This window comes from Streptosporangium amethystogenes (assembly GCF_000721075.1).
GTDB classification, from domain to species: Bacteria; Actinomycetota; Actinomycetes; order Streptosporangiales; family Streptosporangiaceae; genus Streptosporangium; species Streptosporangium amethystogenes.
Genome location: NZ_JOEQ01000011.1, coordinates 39,251 through 54,398, shown reverse-complemented (window position 1 = coordinate 54,398; position 15,148 = coordinate 39,251). Strand labels below are relative to the sequence as shown.

The window sequence follows — 15,148 nt, the reverse complement described above, 5'->3', positions numbered from 1 at the left end:
GGATGGATAGAAACCGGTTTCCCAAAAGCCCGTGCTGATTGGGGACCGTGCTGGACTCTCACGTTGTCGCCGTCCGCCGGCATCCGCAGGATCCGCGGACGACGAGTTCCGGCGCCAGGACGCGCCGCTCCGGCGGGGTACGCCCACCGGGACTGCCGCTCGGGTGCCTGCCGATGCGCTCGGCGAGGATGCCCGCCGCCACCGCGCCGACCTGCCGCGCCTTGCTGTCCACGGTGGTGAGCGAGACGCCCGGCACCTGGCCGACCCAGACGTTGTCGAATCCGATCAGCGCGATGTCCTCGGGGACACTCACTCCGAGTGAGTGCGCCGCCGTCATCAGCCCGACGGCCAGGGTGTCGCTGGCGGCGAAGACCGCCGCCGGTCGGCGCAGCCCGGCGAGCAGGCTCGCCGCCGCCTCGGTGGCGTCCGAGAGCTCGCTGCTGCGCGCGATGTGGAGCGCTCCATCGGCTTCGCCGTAGACGCTGCGGAACCCTTCGAGCCGGTGCCGGAAGGCCAGGACGTCGAGCGGCCCCGTCAGGTAGACAGCCTGCTCAAAGCCGTGTTGACGGAGGTGCTCGGCGGCCAGCCGCCCGCCCATCCGGTTGTCAATCACAACGGTGTCGGCCACCGGCTTGGCGAGTTCCCGGCTGGCGACCACCACGTTGATCCCGGCCTTGACCAGTTGCTGCACCCCGCCGTCCCGCATGGTGGCCGAGGCGATGATCGCTCCGTCGACCCGTCGCTGGATCATCGTGCGGACGACCGCGGCCTCCTTCGCCTTGCTCTCCGCGATCGCTCCCAGCAACAGGGTGTAACCGGCCGGGTCGATGACCTCTTCCACGCCGGCCACCAGTTCCGGGTAGAAGGGATTGGTGATGCTCGCCACGACGACGCCGATCGCGTAGGAACGTCTGCTCGAAAGCCCCTGGGCCAGCGCGTTCGGGTGGTAGTTGAGCTCCTCGATGGCGCGCTCGATCTTGGCCCGGGTCTCCTGCGACATGTAGTAGTCGGTCGTACTCAGGAACTTCGACACGGTCGCCTTGGAAACTCCGGCGAGCGACGCGACATCGTTGATCGTCGTGCGTCGAGCTTCAGGAAACCGGTTCACCATGGCCATCATGTTGGCTGTACCACACAGTGGGGTCAATATGTTTCCGAAATGTTTCCGAAGCCCTCACCATGTTAACCTTGCGGCCTCTGACCTGCCGGTCTACGGCATCCCGGCCTCGGAGAAGCATCTCCCGCGGCATCTTCTCCGGTCTCGCCGGGTGTGCCACGGGCGTCCGGACCGTCGAGGGGTCGTTCTGCCGGGTGGATGGCGCTGGAGCGAACACAGACCGCGCATCAGGGGGTAAACGCGACCGGCGCGTCTCCCCGATGGAAGGGAAACGCGCCGATCACATGTGATGTGCGCCGCCAGGGACTCGAACCCCGGACCCGCTGATTAAGAGTCAGCTGCTCTAACCAACTGAGCTAGCGGCGCCCGACCTCCACAAGGGTACCGGACCCGGCGCTGTAGTCCGTACATACGCCGACATATGAGCATCAACGAACATGTGCCGGCTGCGATTTCGCCGGGCGGGGCGGGAGCGCGGAATCACGCGGCGACCTGCGGTTCGAGAAGGGCAGGGCGGTGTTCCGTACCGGCTGACGTGGACGGACCCCGTTTAGTGCCCCTCGCTCGGGTACTTGACCGGAGCCCGGAGAACCCGAATCAAGGGAGATGTTCAACCATGCAGCCCGAGCTCTGGAACTACCGCTCCGACGTGTACGGCCAGGACAAGACGCTCGACGTCGCCGGGTACCACGTGGAGGCCACCGACGGGAAGATCGGCTCCGTCGACGAGGCGACCTACGAGGTCGGCGAGAGCTACCTCGTCGTCGACACCGGCCCGTGGATCTTCGGCAAGAAGGTCCTGCTGCCGGCGAGCACCGTGACCCAGATCGACCCGCAGGAGAAGAAGGTCTACGTCGCGCGCACCAAGCACGAGATCAAGGACGCGCCCGAGTTCGACGAGGCCAACTTCAAGGAGTCCGCCTACCGGGACCGCGTCGGCGAGTACTACGGCCGCTTCCCGTTCGGGAGCGGACCGGGCACCGTCTGATCCGGCACGCTGAACGACGAGAGGGGCCCCGCCACCCGGCGGGGCCCCTCTCGTTTCCGGTGCCGCCCCGACGGCACTTCATGGCCAGGTCGGGTCGCCCGAGGAGTCGAGGGAGTCGGGGATGACATCGAGGCGCCCGAGAAGGGTGAGGAAGGTGGAGGCGTACGGGGAGTCCTGCACGACGGCGGCGACACGGTTCCAGTCGACCTGCTCGCGCAGGGCACGGACCTGGGGCAGCAGCGAGCCGTAGTCGCAGGTGTGCTCGGAGAACGGCAGCAGCCACGAGATGACCAGGTCGGTGGCCTCCAGGACGGGCAGGATCACCGCCGAGGTCTTCATCGGCTCGGCCCGCTTCAGCAGCTCCGGGGTGATCGGGTGATCGCAGATCGAGAAGATCAGATCCACCAGCCTGCCCTCGTCGAATGCCTTGACCAGCCAGTCCTCCGGCGGTTTGACCGTCTCGAAGCCCAGCTTGCCCAGCGCTTCGAGCGCGAGCGGCACGTCCTCGACGGGGAGGACGAAGTCGACGTCGTGCAGCGAGGGTGCGGCCCCGCGCGCGTACGCCGCACAGCCTCCGGCGAGCGCGAACCTGATATCCGCCTCCTTCAGCCCGCTGCTCGCCCGCTTCAGCGTTTCCAGGATTGCGTCCGTGACCTCATGACTGTGGCTGCCCATGGCTCACGCGTACCCCATAGCCTCCACGGTAGGCATGCCGGACTTTGACTCGGGTAAACGGGGCGTATGGTTCAGGTCGAACATACGCAAAAAGAAACCCCCCATCCTGGAGAAAGCCGTAAGGAACGCGTCGACCGCGAGCTCGGCGAGCTTCTGCAGGGCCTGCGCGTCGCGGTCACCGGTGTACAGGTGCTTTTCGCCTTCCTGCTGACGCTGCCGTTCGCCGCGGGCTTCAACAAGGTGGACGTTCTGGGGCACTGGCTGTTCTTCATCGCCCTGCTGAGTGCCGCCATCGCGTCCGTCTGCTTCATCACCCCCGCCGCCCAGCACCGCCTGCTGTTCCGGACCGGCCTGAAGGAGAAGATGCTGCACCGTGCCAACGGACTCGGCATAGCGGGGGCCGCCGGGCTCGCGGTCGCGATGACGAGCTCGGTCGCGCTGGTCGCGGAGACGGTCATCAACGCCTGGCCCGCGGCGGTGTTCGGCGGAACCGTGGCCCTGTCCAGCGCCTGGCTGTGGTTCATTCAACCAATAATTGATCTATACCGAACAGAGGATGATGAGGATGTTAAGTCATGAATTGTGAGGGCAGAGGCCGGTTATGGCTACCCTACTTTGGATCATCGCAGTTATCCTCGTCATCTCCGGGATCTATGTGATCCTGGCCCGTCGCGACCTCCTCTGGGGGATCGTCCTCATCGTCCTCGGCTTCCTCGTCGGCCCCGGGGGTGTGAGCATCTTCAATGTCTGACGCGAGCCCCGCGCTCGCGAAAGCACCCGTTCAGTGTCGGCCCACTAGACCATTCGACGCGAGCTTCGCGCTCGTAGAAACGCAAGTCGCCCCGAACTCCCAAGAAGCCTCGCGGGCCGGGTCTCCCCGGCCCGCTTCTTCTTGTCCGCCCTCCTCCTCCGCCGCCGACGGCCCTCATTGCGGTGCGCCCGGCGGCGGGAAGGTACCCGTCTACAAGAGGTACACCCCGTATGCCCGGCCCAGCACCGGCAGCGCCACGTTGCGCACCCGGATGCCGCCCGGGGTGACGCCCTTCTCCGTACCGGCGTGCGCGTGCCCGTGGATGATCAGGTCGGCGCCCTCGGCGTCGACCGCCTCGGCCAGCAGGTAGCTGCCGAGGAAGGGGTAGATCTCCAGCGGTTCCCCGTCGAGGGTGTCCTTGACCGGCGAGTAGTGGGACAGCACGACCCGGTAGTCGGCCTCCAGCTCCTTCAGCGCCACCCGCCAGCGATCGGCGATCCGCTTGGTATGACCGACGAACGCCTTGATCTCCGGCTCACCGAAGTCGCTGGCGCACTTGCCCGCGTACCCTCCGCCGAAGCCCTTGCCGCCGGCCACGCCGAGCCGCACCCCGTCGATGTCGATCACCGTCGCGTCGTCGTGCAGGACCTCGATCCCGGACCCGCGCAACAGCGCGGCGATCTCAGCGGGCCGGTCGGAGTGGTAGTCGTGGTTGCCGAGCACCGCCACCACCGGGATCGGCAGGTCCCGGAACTCGTCCGCCACCACCTCCCCCTCCTCCATGGTGCCGTGCCGGGTCAGGTCGCCGGCGAGCAGCAGCACGTCGGCCCGATCCTCGATGCCGTCGAGCCGCCTGCGGTAATCCCCCCTGAGACTCTCGTCCAGGTGCACATCCCCGACCGCCGCGATCCGCAGCGCGCTCACAGTTGCTCCTCCCTCACCGGCTCCACCACGCTCACGACATCGATCTCGTTGTGGACGACCAGGCCGGGGGCCGCCTCTCCGGCCACCTTGGCGATCAGCGCGCGGCGGTCGGCACTGGTGACCTGGCCGCGCAGGTAGAGCTGATCATTTCGGACATCCACCCGGACGCCGAGTTCCGTGGTTCTCTCGTCCTCGGCGAGCGCGCCCTGCACGCGCGCGGCGACGTACTGCGGAGCCTCCATCGTCGAACTCCTTTCCGTCCAAAAAGGCTCGCCTTCCCATGGAACTCAAGGTCAAACACGTTTAAAACCCCTGCCGAGGGCAGGGGAGGCCGTTGTGCCCAGGACGCGGGCACGCCTGCCCCGCATGACACGGCGGAGACGTGCCTATGAAGATCGCCATGGTTTCGGAACATGCCAGCCCCCTCGCGACCGTCGGCGGAGCCGACGCCGGAGGCCAGAACGTCCATGTCGCAGCCCTCTCCATCGCGCTCGCCGCGCGTGGGCACGAGGTGACGGTCTACACCCGCAGGGAGTGCGCCTTCCAGCGGGAGAGTGTCGCCCTGGCCCCCGGGGTCACGGTGGTCCACGTCCCGGCCGGTCCGGCCATGATCCTGTCCAAGGACGACCTGCTCCCCTGGATGCCGGACTTCGGCCTGTGGCTGGCCAGGCGCTGGAACGCCGCACCGCCCGACATGGTGCACAGCCACTTCTGGATGAGCGGCCTGGCGGCCCTGGTCGCCGCGAGGGAGGTCGACGTCCCCATCGCGCACACCTTCCACGCCCTCGGTACGGTCAAGCTCCGCCACCAGGGCGCGGCGGACACCAGCCCGCGCGAGCGCCTCGGGATCGAGGCGATGATCGCCCACCAGACGGACGCGGTCGTCGCGACCTGCGCCGACGAGGTGGCGGAACTACGCCGGATGGGCGTGCCGCACCGCCGTACGAGCGTCGTGCCCTGCGGCGTCGACGTGCGCTCCTTCACCCCGCTGGGCCCGCGCGCCGATCTCGGTCCGGGCCCCGTCCTGCTCGCCATCGGCCGTCCCGTGCCCCGTAAGGGCGTGGACACCACGGTCCAGGCCCTCGCCCACGTCCCCGGCGCCAGGCTGCTCGTCGCCGGCGGCCACCCGGACGACCCCGAGGTGGGCAGGCTCTCGCGGGTGGCCGTCAGGCACGGCGTGGCGGACCGGGTCAGGTTCCTCGGCAAGGTGGCCCGCGAGCGCGTCCCGGTCCTGATGCGCTCGGCGAACGCCGTGGTCAGCATGTCCTGGTACGAGCCGTTCGGCATCGTGCCGGTGGAGGCCATGGCCTGCGGGGTGCCGGTGGTGGCGTCCGCGGTGGGCGGGCACCTGGACACCGTCGTCCCCGGGGTCACCGGCCTACTGGTCCCGCCTCGCGAGCCGCGCACCCTGGGGGGCGTGCTGCGCCGGCTGCTCGCCGCGCCGGACCTGCTGGCGGCGTACGGCGCCGCCGCCGCCGTCCGGGCACGCTCCGACTACGACTGGAACAAGATCGCCGCCCAGACCGCCACCGTGTACGCGGAGGTGCTCTCCTCCCGCCTCCCGGCATGGCGGAAGGGCGGCGCCCGCTCGTACCCGGGCGTCGCCTGACGGCTCCCCGCTCCCGGAATCAGGACGAAAAACCAGAAAGGCCGCCGGTCCCGTCGGGACCGGCGGCCTTTGGCTGGAGATCGAACACCGGGCCCCGGAGGGCCCGGCGGGTGATCACTTGCCGGTGGCTCTGTGGATGCTGCGCGCCGCGGAACGGTCGATCGCGGCCTTGACCACACCGAAGATCGCTCCCTGGATGGCAGCCGCCACGAGAACCTCTCGCCAGCCGTACTCATCCGAGGTCGCCTGGGGCGCGTCGTCCTTGCCCGACGCGAACTTCCAGACCTGCTTGAAGACGGCTCCGGCGATCGCGCCACCGAGCATTCCACTCGCGGCGCTCATACTGCGGGATACGACCCTGCTCAACGTCTCGCCCTTCCGTTCGATTGACCGGAAGGCACGCCTACCCTTCCGGACCGGTACCTAACTCACACGACCGGGGGGTCGTTGTAGTGCCGCTCCTCGTAGACGCGACGGTGCGCGACCGGGTCCTCGACCACGGTGGTGGCCGTCGAGTCCGCCACCGCCCGGCGGGCGATGCTGAGCCGGTACACGGCGAACAGGAGCCATGCGAGACCGCCGATCATCAGGATGACACCGACGACGTTGATGTCGAACCCGGCGATGTCGAATTCGACCGCCCAGGTGAGAATGGCGCCGAGCATGATGAGAATGATGCCGCCTGCGATGGTCATGGGATCTCCTCCTTCGAGCCAACGCATCACATCTATCCTCCACACGGCTCCCAAACGTCACCCGGCGGAGACAGATGCCGACCACGGCATCCCCATGGACGTCACGGGGCCTGACGACTTCGGAAAAGTCGTCAGGCCCCGTGAGTCAACGGCGAAGAATCGGTTACCGGGCGGGCAGGACCGCGCCCTTGTACTTGTCCTCGATGAACTTCTTGACCTCGGCGCCGGTCAGGATCTCGGCGAGCTTCTTGATCCGAGGGTCGTCCACCTTGGCCGGGACGGTGACCAGGCCGTTGGCGTACGGGTTGCCCTCGCCCTTCTCCAGGAGCAGGGAGTCGGTCGCGGGCTGCAGCCCGGCCTCCAGGGCGTAGTTGCCGTTGACGATCGCGGCGTCCACGTCCTCCAGGGAGCGGGGCAGCTGGGCGGCCTCAAGGGGCTTGAACTCCAGCTTCTTGGGGTTGTCGGCGACGTCGCGCTCGGTGGCCTTGACGCCGACACCCTCGGCGAGAGTGATCAGGCCGTTGTCGGCCAGCAGCTTGAGCGAACGGCCGAGGTTGCTCGCGTCGTTGGGCACGGCCACCTGGGCGCCCTCGGCGAGCTCGGAGACGTTCTTGATCTTCTTGGAGTACAGGCCGAGCGGCTCGATGTGGACCGGGACGACCCAGCTGAGCTGGATGTTCTTGCCCTTGGAGAACTCCTCCAGATACGGGATGTGCTGGAAGTAGTTCGCGTCCAGGTTGCCCTCGTCGAGCTGGGTGTTGGGCTGGACGTAGTCGGTGAACTCGACGATCTCCAGGTTCAGCCCGGCACCGGCGGCGAGGTTGTCCTTGACGTACTTGAGCACCTCGCCGTGAGGTACGGGGTTGACCCCGACCTTGAGCGGGGCATCGGCCTTCGGCGTGCCGTCGGCCGGTTGGGCCGTGTCGGTGGACGTCCCCCCGCATCCGGCCAGGGTCCCGGCCAGGATCAGTCCGGCCACGATCCCAAATATCTTGCGCATGATTCTCCCCTAATTCCCCTTACAGCTGGTAGGAAATATCTCACAGAAGAGGGGAAAGGGACAAATCCTTATTTATCGCGCAAAGCGAGCATCTGCGCGATCTGCGCTGTACGCGAGATATCGACGCGTTTCGCCATCTCGGTGACCTTGGTGTGCAACCCGGTCGCGACCTCCACCCTGGCCATCTGGGAGGCGTCGTCCTGCTGGGCGATGAGCATGTCGAGGAACCTTCTCTCGAACTCGGCCGGGGGCGCCCCGGTGAGCGCCGCCACCTCCTCCTCGCTCACCCCGGGCATCCCGCCGTGCGCGGCGTGCTCGTCGTCCGGTGCCGTCGCGGGCTGCCCCCAGGCGGCCAGCAGGCCGGACATGGTGCTGGACTCGCGCTCCTGGGTCACCCCGATCGCCTCGGCGAGCTCGGAGACCTCGGGGCGGACCTGCCGCTCCCGTGCCAGCCGCACCAGCCGCACCACCTGCGCGTTGTGCGGCACCATCATCTGCAGGAACATCACGTCGGGGGCGTTGAAGGCGACCCCCTCGGCGGTCCCCGTCGGCGGGGCGGGCGACGGGCTGGGCACCCCCTGACCCGCACCGTGTCCATCGTGCGCGTCATGATCGGACCCCTGACCGGCACTCTGGGCGGCGGCGCCGTGCCCCGCGTGACCGGATGCGCCGCCCCGAAGCTCCTGGATGCTGTGGGCACCGCAGCCCGCGAGCAGCAGGACGCCCAGGACGACCCCCGGGACCGCACGTCTCATCGAATACCTCCAGGGTGGAGACCCCGGACTCTGGTCCCGGGGAGGAAGCGCGGCACGGTGCCGCGTGATTCGGTGTGCTGTTCGGTGGCGGCGAGGACCAGGCCGCCGTACGTGTGCCGCGCGGCGCCCTCGCCTTCGGACCGGCGGAACCGGTGCGGGACCTCGGGGGAGAACGTCCGGCCGGGGCGATGGCTCGTCCCGGCCGGACGTCAACGGGTCAGACGCGCTGCCAGAGAGCCGGCACGTTCGGCGGCTCCCAGCCCGCCAGCGCGGTGTGCGTCTGCAGGCACCGGTAGGTCACGCCCCCGTAGGTCACCGTGGCGCCCGCCGCGTAGGCGGTGCCCGCCTGCCAGGTACCACCCGGCTGGCTCGTCGGGGTGACGGTCGGGGTCGGGGTCGGGGTCTGCGTGGGGGTCACCGTCGGGGTCGGCGTGGGGCTGGGGTTGCCTCCCCCGCCGAAGTTCACGTCCGAGCAGGTGTAGAAGGCCTCGGTGCTGCCCACGATGCGCTGCCAGATCGAGAAGATGAGCTGGCGGCCACTCCGCTGCGGGAGGTTGATCGTCCAGTTGGTGAACGTACTGGGGTTCTGGTTGTTGAAGGTCTTGATGTGCTCCAGATCCGACCACTTCAGCGGCTGGGTCGGGTCCCAGCTCTGCTTGGTGATGTAGAACTCGAAGTTGCTGTTCGCGTGCGGCGCGGTCGCGTGGTAGGTGACCGTCAGCGGTCCCGGGGAGACCGAGGTGGCGGGCCAGTCGGCCCTGGTGAGGTTGAGCCCCCGGTACTTGTCGCGCCCGGCGCCGCAGAGCTGGCCGTCGGGAATGATCTGGCGGTGGTTGCCGCCGGCTTCGAGCCGGGACACCTCGTGCCAGTCGTAGAAGGCCTGGGTGCCTCCGGCCGCGACGGCCGCCTTGCACGCGTCGGACTTGGGGGTCTCCGGGCCCTCCGTCTTGCAGACGTAGGCCCGGCTGGGCGGGTTCGACATGGAACCGTGGGCGACCGCCGCGGTGGACGGCAGCAGCGCGAGCAGGGACCCTACGCTGAGCGCCGCGGCGGCACCGGTGGCCACCTTGTGTCGCAGATGCACGTGGACTCCTCCTGGGTTGGGGAATGGAGGCGGGACATGTCCAACGAGCCGACGGATAGCACGTTATTAATAAGAAACCTTACTAAGAGTCCGTCCCATAATGCCAGTCGAACGAGGATACAGATCCCTGACCGGCCCGATCCAAGGCTCCCGGCGGACGAACTCGGCACCCTCCGGCCGGTCCGGCCTCGGTCCACTGCCGGCACGACCTTGCCCCTCCCCCGCCCGATACCGGGCTTCCGGAGGCACCCCTGTTCCCTCCGGAAGCCCGCGCCTCAGTCCACGACCAGCACGACCTTGCCCCTGCCGTGCCTGGTCCCAAGCTCCCGGTGGGCGTCCGCGGCCCGCTCCAGCGGGTAGGTCCCGCGCACCGGGAAGACGAGCCTGCCCTCGGCGTACAGGGCGGCGAGCTCGGCGAGGCGGGACGCCAGCCGCTCCCCCCTGGTCCGCTGAGCCCCCAGCTCGGCGGCCCTGCCGTGCTCGACCAGCGTGAGAAGACGCTCCCCCTTCACCAGCTCCAGGGAGATGTCGAACGCCTCGCCGCCCGCGCCGTCCAGCACCATGTCCACTCCGCCGGGCGCCAGGTCACGGACCCGCTCCAGCAGGCCCTCGCCGTACGCGACCGGGATCGCACCGAGGTCGCGCAGGTAGTCGTGGTTCTCCTCACGCGCGGTGCCGATCACCGTGGCCCCCCAGAGCCGACCGAGCTGGACCGCGGCGGTGCCGACCGCGCCCGCCGCGGCGTGCACCAGGAGCGTGTCCCCCTCCCCCACCCCGAGCTGCCGCAGCGCCATGTGGGCCGTCTGGGTCCCTGCGGTGAAACCGCCCGCCACCTCCCAGGGCATGCCCGCAGGCTTGGGCGTGACGTTCCCCGCGGGCACGACCACGTACTCGGCATAGGCGTTGAGCAGGGTGAAGCCCAGCACCTCGGCGCCGACGAAGATCCCGTCCACGAGCCCCTCCACCCCCGCTCCCATCTGGTCGACGACCCCGGAGAACTCGTTGCCGGGCACCCGGGGCAGCTCTTCGTTCACTCCCGGCGGAGTCCACCCCTCCCTGATGGCCAGGTCGAACGGCTGCACGCCCGCGGCCCTGACCCGCACCCGCACCTGCCCCTCGCCCGCCTCGGGCGTGGGAAGCTCCGTCAGCCGCAGCACCTCTGGACCACCGAACTCGAAAAAAGCAGCTGCCTTCACAGGGTTCCCCTCCACTTGTGTACGCCGCCACCCAGCCTGCAACCTCAAGCATGATTGAGGTCAAGCCGTGCGCCTTCCGTACCGGAGGAAGCCGCGGTCGCGCCGCCATCCCCACGGCGCCTGTGCGGGCGGCCACCCGGTTGTGCGCGACCGACTCCTCGCGGATCTCCCCGACCGGCCGGGACGTCAGGCGATCCGGTCCAGATCCGCCGGCCGGACCGCGCCGAGGAGCGGAAGGCCCCGCGCCAGCCGCTCGACCTCCGCGACCGCGAACTCGCCCAGGCGGCGCAGTTCCCTGCCCCTGGCTCCGCTGAGATGCGGGGTGACCAGGACGTTCGGCAGGGCGAGCAGCGGATGCCCGAGGGGCAGCGGCTCGGGATCGGTCACATCGAGGACGGCGCCGATGCGACCGGTGGCGCAGTGCCGTACCAGGGCGTCGGTGTCGATCAGGGAGCCCCGGGCGGTGTTCACCAGCACCGCGCCATCGCGCAGCAGCGCGAGGCGGCGCTCGTCGAGCAGCCCGCGGGTCTCCGGCAGCGCGGGGGCGTGCACGGTGACCAGCTCGGCCTCGCGGCAGAGGTCGTCGAGCGGCACCTGCCTGGCCCCGAGGTCCGCCGCCTGAGCGGGGCCGATGTACGGGTCGCTGAGCAGGATGTGCGCACCGTGAGCACGGAGCCGCTCCATCACCAGCCGTCCGACCCGGGAGGCGCCGATGACGCCGACCACCGCCCCGATCAGGCCGCCGCCCTCGCTCGGCGTCGCCACCCCGGGCAGCGGGTCGCCCGACCAGCCCCGCGTGGAGTACGCGCGTGCCTTGACGATGGCCTGCTTGGCGGCCAGTACGAGCATCGCCAGGGTGAACTCGGCCACCGGCAGCGCGTTGGCCTCGGCCGCCGAGGAGACCGCGATGCCCCTGTCGAACACCTCGCTGGTGAGGTGCCCCTTGACGCTGCCGGCGGCGTGCACGACCGCCCGCAGCCGTGGAGCCGCGGCCAGCACGTCCGCGTCGATCCTCGGACACCCCCAGCCGGTGATCAGGATCTCCACGTCGAGCGGCCCGTCGAAGGATTCGATCACCCGCTCGTCCATCCGCGTCACCAGCGACAACCGGCGCCGCAGGTCGGCGGGGAAGATCTCGGGCAGCAGCAGGGGCTGCATGGCGAACGCCGCGGGAGTGGTCATCGGGCGGTGACCGGACGCCCCGACGACAGCAACGCGTTCCCCGGGGAGGCCGTCGGCGTGGGGGCGGGGGTGGCGCCGCAGCCGGCGGGAGCGACCCCGGCCGCGTAGCGGAGCCCGCCGTACAGGTGCGCCCGGAAGTTCGGCTCGGTGTAGGACTCGATGGTGTGACCGAGGCCGGTGTACCAGGCCCGGCCGCCCTGGTACGGCCTGCACCAGGCGATCGGGTGGTCCGCTCCCATCGACCCGCCCGAGTAGGTCGACTCGTCCAGCGTGGCCAGCACGTGGGCGGCGGAGCGGGGGTTGGTGCGGTAGTTGTACAGCTCGTCGGTGCGCACCCAGGTCGCCGGCAGGTGGGCCGTCGAGGGGTGCGTGCGGTCCTCCACCCGTACGGTCGCCTGCTGGATGGCCGGGTGGGAGGAGAAGTAGGCGCCGACCAGGCCGCCGTAGAAGGCCCAGTCGTACTCGGTGTCGGCGGCCGAGTGGACGCCCACGTATCCGCCGCCGCCCGCGATGTAGGACTCGAACGCCGTCTGCTGCGCGGCGTTCAGCACGTCGCCGGAGGTCAGCAGGAAGACCACCGCCCGGTACCCGGCCAGGTTGGCCGTGCTGAAGGCGGCGGCGTCCTCGGTGGCGTCGACGGTGAAGCCGTTCTCGGCCGCCAGCCCGCGCAGCGCGGTGATGCCCGCGGGGATGGCGTCGTGCCGGAACCCCGCGGTCTTGGAGAAGACGAGTACCTTGTAGGCCGGGTCCGCTGCCATGGCCGGCGCCCCCAATCCGATCGTGACGAGCAGCGCGGTGATGACCGCGATGACATTACGCACCGTAGACCTTCATTTCCCACGGCGAGTAGCCCCAGACGGTGACCCGCCGCGTGCCGTACACCCGTACGTACCGGGCGCCCGCACGTACCGGGCGCCCGCCGCGGCGAAGGTGACGTGGCACGCCTCTGTCCGGATACGGACACGGTGACAACCGGATAATTTCCTCGCACGTCTTCCCTGACGCCACATTTGTCGCAATGGGAGTCGCCTTGCGCGTCCGATCCGTTCTCTCCGTCACCGTCCTGGCCGGCGGTCTGGTTCTCCTCCTTCAGCCGGCCGGCGCCGCCGTCAGCGGGATGCGGCAGATGGCCGGGACCGGCGGCGCGACATCCGTCCGCCTCCTGAAGGAGCTTCGATCGCTCGCGACGGTCACCCGCACCCACCGGCCCGCACCGGTCATATCTGGACGGGGAGAACAGCCTCGACCACGGTGCCGCCGTGCTCGCCGCCGCGGACCGAGCAGGTGCCGCCCACCTCGGCGGCCCGTTCGCGCATCGTCGACAGGCCGGAGCCCGAGCCCCGAGCCGGCGCACCGACGCCCACCCCGTCGTCGGTGACCCGCACCCGCAGGTCGACCGCCCGCTCCAGCGCCACGGTGATGACCTCCGCACCGGAATGACGCCGGGCGTTGGTCAGCGCCTCCTGCGCGATCCGGTACGCCGCGACCTCCACCGCGGGTGGCAGCCCCGCCAGGCTCCCCTCGACGGTGACCGGTACCTCCACCGCCAGCAGCCGGATCGACTGCTCCAGCCCGACGGCGTCCAGTGTGCGGGGCCGGAGTCCCTGCACCAGCTCCCGCATCTCCCCGTTCACGGCGTCCATCCCCACCCGGAGGTCGGACAGCAGTTGATAGGCCAGGTCTGGGGAGTGCCCCAGGGATCGCCGCGCCGCCTCCAGCCCGATCGTTATCCCGGTCAACCGGCCCCCCAGCCCGTCGTGCAGGTCCCGGTGCAACCGCCGCCGCTCCTCCTCCCGCGCCCCGGCCGCCTGTTCCCATGAGCGCCGCAGGTCATCAGCCATCTGTACGGCATGCGCGACGTCGGCGACGATCGGCACCAGGACGGCCAGCATCCGCCGCTCGTACGCCCGGGGGAAGCGCCGCGCCCCGGGCGGGCCGAGGAGCAGCGTCCCGGCGGGTTCACCGTGCCACACCAGGGGGATCTTGCGGGGGTCGTCCCCGAGGTCGCCGACGACGTGGCTCCCCTCGGTCTGGACCGCCGCCCCGGTCACCGCCAGGCCGTCGGCCACCGCCCGCACCGCCGCCTCCAGCGCCTGGGCGGGACCGACATGCTGGATCTGCCGCCGCAGGACTTCGGCGTGCACCTGGGGGTCGCCGCTCCTGCCGTACAGGAGCCGGTCGAGCAGGCGCTGCAGGCGCCGCTGGACGGGCAGGAACGACAGGCCCGCGAAGATCGCCGCGACCACGCCGAAGAGCTCGCCGTAGTCGGCCAGGAAGAGTCCGGCGAGTGCGCCGACGGCCAGGTACGCCGTGGCGGCGAAGACCACCAGGGCGCCGCCGACCAGGGCCCGGCTGACAAGCGTGTCGATCGAGTAGAGCCGGTAGCGGAGCACGGCGATGGCCACCGCGATCGGCACGACCGCCTCGCCGACGGTGTCCAGCCAGAGGTGGTCCCAGCCGAGGATCTCGTTGAAGGCGAGGTTGTCGAACGCCACGACGGGCGCCAGCCAGGCGATCTGCCGCCGCACGTCCGGGTCGGCGCGCCAGAACCGGATGAGCAGCACGAGCAGGCTCACCCAGAGCAGCGGCTCGCAGATCGCGGCGGACACCTGGTACAGGCTCGCGAGCGGCCCGGCGGACTCGTGCAGCCGCGAAATGACGATCACCACCAGCAGCAGCTGCCACGAGATCAGCGCCAGGTAGACCCAGCGCCATCGGGGTCGCAGCAGGCCGGCGTCCGGATGCGCGAGCGGCAGCATGAGCGCCATGCAGGTGGTGACGGTGCTACGGAAACAGACGAGCCAGTACAGCGGCGGCGGGAGCGGCACCGCGCCCGGCCCGTACACCTCGTACAGGGAGATGGCGAGCGTCACCCAGCCGTTGGCCGCCCCGACCAGCAGGAGCAGCCAGCCGACGATCAGTCCTGGCCTGCGTAGCACGATCAGCATGCCCAGCGGGGTGCTGAGCAGCGCCTGGACGCGGGCGGTGTCGCCGATGCCGGGCGGCCGGGGGTTGATCGCGAGCTCGATGACCACGTGCGCGGCCAGTGCCGCGAGGCCGAGCGTGCCCAGGGACAGGGCCACGACCCGCACCGCGTAGTCCGCTTTCCGCCCCATGGATTCCCCCCAGAAGGGGATTCTGGGGCCTGCGCCGACCTGTCAGCAAACTCTGA

At 69.9% G+C, this 15,148-nt stretch carries 17 protein-coding genes and 1 tRNA gene; 4 read left to right on the top strand and 14 right to left on the bottom strand.

The genetic code is table 11. The features are described from left to right. Window positions 1–58: 58 nt before the first annotated feature. Window positions 59–1,111, bottom strand: a complete 1,053-nt coding sequence (locus IG98_RS0117595) for a LacI family DNA-binding transcriptional regulator (RefSeq protein ID WP_030913082.1) — start codon at window positions 1,109–1,111, stop codon at window positions 59–61. A 298-nt stretch (window positions 1,112–1,409) separates the two neighbouring features. Next, window positions 1,410–1,483, bottom strand: a tRNA-Lys gene (locus tag IG98_RS0117590). A 250-nt stretch (window positions 1,484–1,733) separates the two neighbouring features. Between IG98_RS0117590 and IG98_RS0117585 the strand changes: the two genes are divergently transcribed. Further along, window positions 1,734–2,105, top strand: a complete 372-nt coding sequence (locus IG98_RS0117585) for a hypothetical protein (RefSeq protein ID WP_030913080.1) — start codon at window positions 1,734–1,736, stop codon at window positions 2,103–2,105. A gap of 78 nt (window positions 2,106–2,183) precedes the next feature. Here IG98_RS0117585 and IG98_RS0117580 read toward each other — a convergent pair whose 3' ends face one another. Beyond that, entirely contained in the window at window positions 2,184–2,780 is a 597-nt protein-coding gene (locus IG98_RS0117580; RefSeq protein WP_030913078.1) for a nucleotidyltransferase family protein, read from the bottom strand. A gap of 66 nt (window positions 2,781–2,846) precedes the next feature. Here IG98_RS0117580 and IG98_RS0117575 point away from each other — a divergent pair, with 66 nt between their 5' ends. Both IG98_RS0117575 and IG98_RS51935 read left to right on the top strand, forming a co-directional pair. Continuing rightward, entirely contained in the window at window positions 2,847–3,359 is a 513-nt protein-coding gene (locus tag IG98_RS0117575) for a DUF6328 family protein (RefSeq protein WP_051752304.1), read from the top strand. A gap of 22 nt (window positions 3,360–3,381) precedes the next feature. Next, entirely contained in the window at window positions 3,382–3,531 is a 150-nt protein-coding gene (locus IG98_RS51935; protein ID WP_165959640.1) for a GPGG-motif small membrane protein, read from the top strand. A gap of 210 nt (window positions 3,532–3,741) precedes the next feature. On the opposite strand, the gene IG98_RS0117565 is transcribed toward IG98_RS51935, so the two are convergent. Both IG98_RS0117565 and IG98_RS0117560 read right to left on the bottom strand, forming a co-directional pair. Next, window positions 3,742–4,455, bottom strand: coding sequence for a metallophosphoesterase family protein (locus tag IG98_RS0117565; RefSeq protein ID WP_211264007.1), 714 nt, complete (start codon window positions 4,453–4,455; stop codon window positions 3,742–3,744). Continuing rightward, window positions 4,452–4,697 carry a BON domain-containing protein gene (locus tag IG98_RS0117560; RefSeq protein WP_030913072.1) on the bottom strand — a complete coding sequence of 82 codons (246 nt, stop codon included), beginning with the start codon at window positions 4,695–4,697 and terminating at the stop codon, window positions 4,452–4,454. The genes IG98_RS0117565 and IG98_RS0117560 overlap by 4 nt, the downstream gene beginning before the upstream one ends. A 146-nt stretch (window positions 4,698–4,843) precedes the next feature. Between IG98_RS0117560 and IG98_RS0117555 the strand changes: the two genes are divergently transcribed. Beyond that, a complete protein-coding gene (locus IG98_RS0117555) occupies window positions 4,844–6,064 on the top strand; it encodes a glycosyltransferase (RefSeq protein ID WP_037970649.1) in 1,221 nt (406 codons plus the stop codon). Between the two features lie 114 nt (window positions 6,065–6,178). Here the strand turns inward: IG98_RS0117555 and IG98_RS0117550 are convergent, their stop codons facing one another. The 9 genes from IG98_RS0117550 to IG98_RS0117510 all read right to left on the bottom strand — a co-directional run bounded on the left by IG98_RS0117550 (window position 6,179) and on the right by IG98_RS0117510 (window position 15,092). After that, window positions 6,179–6,406, bottom strand: a complete 228-nt coding sequence (locus IG98_RS0117550; protein ID WP_030913067.1) for a DUF4235 domain-containing protein — start codon at window positions 6,404–6,406, stop codon at window positions 6,179–6,181. Window positions 6,407–6,492: 86 nt separating this feature from the next. Beyond that, window positions 6,493–6,759 (bottom strand): DUF6458 family protein, encoded by a 267-nt coding sequence (locus tag IG98_RS0117545; protein ID WP_030913064.1) that lies wholly within the window; start codon window positions 6,757–6,759, stop codon window positions 6,493–6,495. 163 nt (window positions 6,760–6,922) lie between these two features. After that, entirely contained in the window at window positions 6,923–7,759 is an 837-nt protein-coding gene (locus tag IG98_RS0117540; RefSeq protein WP_030913061.1) for a MetQ/NlpA family ABC transporter substrate-binding protein, read from the bottom strand. Between the two features lie 68 nt (window positions 7,760–7,827). Then, window positions 7,828–8,514 (bottom strand): DUF305 domain-containing protein, encoded by a 687-nt coding sequence (locus IG98_RS0117535; protein WP_051752302.1) that lies wholly within the window; start codon window positions 8,512–8,514, stop codon window positions 7,828–7,830. Window positions 8,515–8,731: 217 nt separating this feature from the next. Then, window positions 8,732–9,598: a lytic polysaccharide monooxygenase gene (locus IG98_RS53360; RefSeq protein WP_245651606.1), complete on the bottom strand. Its 867-nt coding sequence runs from the start codon at window positions 9,596–9,598 to the stop codon at window positions 8,732–8,734. 275 nt (window positions 9,599–9,873) lie between these two features. Further along, window positions 9,874–10,794, bottom strand: coding sequence for an NADP-dependent oxidoreductase (locus IG98_RS0117525; RefSeq protein WP_030913053.1), 921 nt, complete (start codon window positions 10,792–10,794; stop codon window positions 9,874–9,876). 186 nt (window positions 10,795–10,980) lie between these two features. After that, complete coding sequence (locus IG98_RS0117520) at window positions 10,981–11,976, bottom strand: hydroxyacid dehydrogenase (protein WP_030913044.1); 996 nt, start codon at window positions 11,974–11,976, stop codon at window positions 10,981–10,983. Further along, entirely contained in the window at window positions 11,973–12,797 is an 825-nt protein-coding gene (locus IG98_RS0117515; protein ID WP_245651605.1) for a ThuA domain-containing protein, read from the bottom strand. The genes IG98_RS0117520 and IG98_RS0117515 overlap by 4 nt, the downstream gene beginning before the upstream one ends. A gap of 396 nt (window positions 12,798–13,193) precedes the next feature. Then, on the bottom strand, window positions 13,194–15,092 hold the full coding sequence (locus tag IG98_RS0117510) for a sensor histidine kinase (protein WP_051752300.1): 1,899 nt from the start codon (window positions 15,090–15,092) through the stop codon (window positions 13,194–13,196). Between the last annotated feature and the right edge of the window lie 56 nt (window positions 15,093–15,148).

Coding starts and splice junctions, on each gene's coding strand:
- IG98_RS0117585 (WP_030913080.1), top strand. CDS start 1,734: ATGCAGCCCGAGCTCTGGAACTACCGCTCCGACGTGTACGGCCAGGAC.
- IG98_RS0117510 (WP_051752300.1), bottom strand. CDS start 15,092: ATGGGGCGGAAAGCGGACTACGCGGTGCGGGTCGTGGCCCTGTCCCTG.
- IG98_RS0117580 (WP_030913078.1), bottom strand. CDS start 2,780: ATGGGCAGCCACAGTCATGAGGTCACGGACGCAATCCTGGAAACGCTG.
- IG98_RS0117575 (WP_051752304.1), top strand. CDS start 2,847: ATGGTTCAGGTCGAACATACGCAAAAAGAAACCCCCCATCCTGGAGAA.
- IG98_RS0117560 (WP_030913072.1), bottom strand. CDS start 4,697: ATGGAGGCTCCGCAGTACGTCGCCGCGCGCGTGCAGGGCGCGCTCGCC.
- IG98_RS0117550 (WP_030913067.1), bottom strand. CDS start 6,406: ATGAGCGCCGCGAGTGGAATGCTCGGTGGCGCGATCGCCGGAGCCGTC.
- IG98_RS0117555 (WP_037970649.1), top strand. CDS start 4,844: ATGAAGATCGCCATGGTTTCGGAACATGCCAGCCCCCTCGCGACCGTC.
- IG98_RS0117535 (WP_051752302.1), bottom strand. CDS start 8,514: ATGAGACGTGCGGTCCCGGGGGTCGTCCTGGGCGTCCTGCTGCTCGCG.
- IG98_RS0117540 (WP_030913061.1), bottom strand. CDS start 7,759: ATGCGCAAGATATTTGGGATCGTGGCCGGACTGATCCTGGCCGGGACC.
- IG98_RS0117545 (WP_030913064.1), bottom strand. CDS start 6,759: ATGACCATCGCAGGCGGCATCATTCTCATCATGCTCGGCGCCATTCTC.
- IG98_RS0117520 (WP_030913044.1), bottom strand. CDS start 11,976: ATGACCACTCCCGCGGCGTTCGCCATGCAGCCCCTGCTGCTGCCCGAG.
- IG98_RS0117595 (WP_030913082.1), bottom strand. CDS start 1,111: ATGGTGAACCGGTTTCCTGAAGCTCGACGCACGACGATCAACGATGTC.
- IG98_RS51935 (WP_165959640.1), top strand. CDS start 3,382: ATGGCTACCCTACTTTGGATCATCGCAGTTATCCTCGTCATCTCCGGG.